Here is a 3,347-nt window from a genome sequence, read left to right on the forward strand (position 1 = left end):
GAAGTCCGAGCGTAGCGAGGATTTGGGCGAAAGCCGAAGGCTGTAGCCTCATATCCGCTGTTATACGCTCCCGATAGGGACGAGGATTGCGAAGCAATCCGAAGAGTCAGCGAAGGGACGCCTAACGGTTTAAACATTTTAGACCACACTTCTCCATGTTCCAATATACACAAACATCGGGCGATGAGCGACATATCTCTATATGTTTATTTGAAACCTTTGATAAAATTAAAGGGTTGTTATACTTCTTTAGTGTGTTTATCGCTTCTTCTTTTGTTACATATCGGGCTTTTCCTACCTCGACAAGTCCTTCAGCTAATTCATCTAAAAATACCGACTCTGTAAGTTCTGAGTTTTTGTGTATTGCTCTGCACACACGTTCTCCTACTGCACATTTCCTTGATTCTTGAATCAACTTTAATGCTGTTTCCATGTCTATCTGTTTTGGCTCGAATTTTCTTATTTTCTTGAGTAATTCCTTTCCAATTAAAGAGCCAACAATTGGAATCTTTACAAATTTAAGCGAGTAAAGAGCCAGTTTTGTGTCTGTAAGTATTCTCCCTGAGGTGTAATCATTCACATTTGCCATAATTATCAACTTTTATTAATTTGCTTTTTATAGATTATCAGCGTCCCGAAGCCGATTGCGTATAACTTCGGTATATCCGAACTTGAGTTCGCATATACATCCCTTTAGTTGAACTCTACCATATCTAATCATTTTTCACCTCCTTGAAGATTATGTCCAAATGCTTCTTATTTTTCCTATATCCTTATTATACTCACATATGTATAATATTTCTGTTGTCAAATATTTTTCTACACTTCGAATCGTTAAGTGGGTATTTTCCTTTTTTCCCAAGGAAGAGCCTTTTTTCAGGTTATTTGCATTCATATATAGCCCTATGGTGTCCATAGCAATTTTTGTGGTGTAGTTGGGGTTATACAGCATCTCCGAAAGCATATATTTATTATCCTTAGTGTTCCACTGGCTATTCCACGAAGGTCATCCAGCATCAGGGGCAAACTACGCTGCATGGACATTCGTGCAACTTCTGATGAACGCAGCACAGGCGAAGGATTATGTTGAGACAGTTTGCGATCTTGATCCGGGATTGTCAGACGCAGATACGCTTTTTGGTGATTATCCAAGTGTGCCAGCCTGGACCTGATACTGCATGAATACAAAAAAAAGCCGTGAAGAGAAACATCGAGGCGGTGAAGAGGCAGATAAGAAGGAGGCGATTCATTATAGCTATTGATGAGACCTATGAGCCATTTTACAGGAAGATAAAGAATCAGTGGATTCATGACTATACAAATGGCGTCAAAGGTGCTACTGGCTCATACAAATACATCGCGGTGTCTATAGTATCGTATCTGGCGATTTGAAATTTACCCTTCTCGTCATTCCGATCCCGAAAATAAGCATGGAGACGGATTAGTATGTGAAGGAGCTGTTGATATTCCTAAAATCGCTCATACCAATCGAGATCGTCCTTCTTGACTGTGGATTTTACACAGGGGGCGTCATAAAGGTCTTGCAGGAACTCAAACTGCGATATATAATCCTGGTTCCGAAATACGACAAGTTCAAGGAAGGGTTAAAGAAAGGGGCGGGGACGGGGCTGCACGAGCATCAAGGGTCACCGAACAGGGAGAAGACAAAATACGAAATAAGCACGTATATTGCGGTATTGCCGGACTATAAGGGCTTTGACCGGGTTTTTACTACTAATATCGAATACGGAAAGATTTTTAGTTATGTGCGATATTATAAGAAGAGATGGGGCATAGAGACTACGTTCAGAGTGCAGGATGAGGTCAGGATCAAAACAAAATCGCTAAAACCTCTGATAAGGTCCGTACTCTTCGTATTTGAGTGCATGCTGTACAATCTGTGGCAGTTCTTCAAAGTCAAAGGGCGCGTCCCGTTCAGAAGATTCGTTTATATCATGTTCAGGCGAAGCATCGTCAAAACAGTGGTATTTGCAGTCATTGCGCTCTTCAGAGAGAAGGGTTTTTTGGACGATAAAGCTCCGCCCCCTCAGCAAGATTTATGAGGAGTTAATCGAGAAATTTGGCTACAGTGACAGGATTAGCTTACACAAGGGCTGTTAATGCGGCTTTTTGCTATTTTTACTTTTTTCTGTCGCGAAATTCGCTGAGTATACCATCTGCAATGTATTTATGGAAAAAATGCTCGATTATATTCGCCTGAAACGTTTGAAATATCTTCTTTTGTTATCATTCCCAAAAAGTATTTGGAGATACTGAATATGAGCGAAAACTTTAAAATAAAACTCATGTGTGTTCGGTTAAGTAATCCATCTTATCCATCAACCTCTCTCGTTTGACATTGGGATCGCATCCCTGGCCGGGGTAAACGTTGTACAAAGTGAGCAATTTGCATTCTGAATCAGCCGGAGTATCTTGCGTGAGCACATTAACGTCAGAATAGCGATCCAAATCATGCATTCCACGGGCTCTGGGTTTGCACTCGGTATCAGATCCATGCGGTAGTGGCTTTTCAACTCTTTGAATATCAGTTTGCTAACGAAATAGCAACCATAGCGGGCGATTCTATCGAAAAAAAGTACTTGAAGTATCTGAGATCGAGGAGCAGGATGTAGCCATGCAGCCTTTGAGCCAGGGTCCCAACCGGAGTATTTATCGCCCAAAACACGACCGGGTTGCTGTGCTTGAAACTCAATCGCATGGAACACGCACCTCTGAAAGAAATCAACCCGACAATCTTCGGTGTGAAAATCGTTCGTAAAAACTACTTATGCTCAGTTTCACCCCCTGCTTTCTCCTCTTATTTCCGCTTCAGTCCCCGAATAGTGCTCAGAAAACGCACACCAAATCCAGGCGTTAAGATTCATATATCGTATCACCGTGTAAAATAGTCACTTTTATAGCTTAAAAAGTATCAGTGGCACAAAGTTGGAATAACCATCTCTTATCCTTATCCGAACACCTATGCAATCAAATTGATAGATCTCTATCCTCATAGGAACAGGGGCGAATCTTACGGCAATAACCCCACCAATTTCCCCCCCATCTCCCTAATTTCTGAATCAATCTTTTCTTCGACAAATGCTTTCAGCAGTTCTTTTCCTGCAGGCTGTGGGATCCCTCTCCACTCCTTTTCGGCAGTTTCCAGCCATAGCTCCGTTGTAGCCGTGACTTCCTTTAATGCCTCCTCTTCGGTCTCACCGAATACTGAACATCCCGCCAACTCTGGAACTACTGCAATATAGCCCATATCCTCCTCGCAAGTAATAGAATGTCTATTTCGAGTATCTCGTAAGTGACTCCCGCCCACCGTGATGCCACCTCTATGA

6 protein-coding genes are annotated in these 3,347 nt (G+C 42.0%); 3 read left to right on the plus strand and 3 right to left on the minus strand.

Translation table 11 applies throughout. The annotated features are described in order from the left end of the window. Nucleotides 1-121: 121 nt before the first annotated feature. Nucleotides 122-589 (minus strand): hypothetical protein, encoded by a 468-nt coding sequence (locus tag J7J01_03690; protein ID MCD6209991.1) that lies wholly within the window; start codon nucleotides 587-589, stop codon nucleotides 122-124. A 346-nt stretch (nucleotides 590-935) separates the two neighbouring features. Here J7J01_03690 and J7J01_03695 point away from each other — a divergent pair, with 346 nt between their 5' ends. The 3 genes from J7J01_03695 to J7J01_03705 are packed head-to-tail and all read left to right on the plus strand — an operon-like array spanning nucleotide 936 to nucleotide 2,063. Beyond that, on the plus strand, nucleotides 936-1,172 hold the full coding sequence (locus J7J01_03695) for a hypothetical protein (GenBank protein MCD6209992.1): 237 nt from the start codon (nucleotides 936-938) through the stop codon (nucleotides 1,170-1,172). A 25-nt stretch (nucleotides 1,173-1,197) separates the two neighbouring features. Then, on the plus strand, nucleotides 1,198-1,392 hold the full coding sequence (locus J7J01_03700; GenBank protein MCD6209993.1) for a hypothetical protein: 195 nt from the start codon (nucleotides 1,198-1,200) through the stop codon (nucleotides 1,390-1,392). Between the two features lie 56 nt (nucleotides 1,393-1,448). Continuing rightward, a complete protein-coding gene (locus tag J7J01_03705; protein MCD6209994.1) occupies nucleotides 1,449-2,063 on the plus strand; it encodes a transposase in 615 nt (204 codons plus the stop codon). 482 nt (nucleotides 2,064-2,545) lie between these two features. On the opposite strand, the gene J7J01_03710 is transcribed toward J7J01_03705, so the two are convergent. Continuing rightward, nucleotides 2,546-2,719, minus strand: coding sequence for a hypothetical protein (locus tag J7J01_03710; protein ID MCD6209995.1), 174 nt, complete (start codon nucleotides 2,717-2,719; stop codon nucleotides 2,546-2,548). 312 nt (nucleotides 2,720-3,031) lie between these two features. After that, complete coding sequence (locus tag J7J01_03715) at nucleotides 3,032-3,268, minus strand: type II toxin-antitoxin system HicB family antitoxin (GenBank protein MCD6209996.1); 237 nt, start codon at nucleotides 3,266-3,268, stop codon at nucleotides 3,032-3,034. Between the last annotated feature and the right edge of the window lie 79 nt (nucleotides 3,269-3,347).

The sequence above is a fragment of the Methanophagales archaeon genome, from assembly GCA_021159465.1.
In the GTDB taxonomy this organism is placed as follows: domain Archaea; phylum Halobacteriota; class Syntropharchaeia; order Alkanophagales; family Methanospirareceae; genus G60ANME1.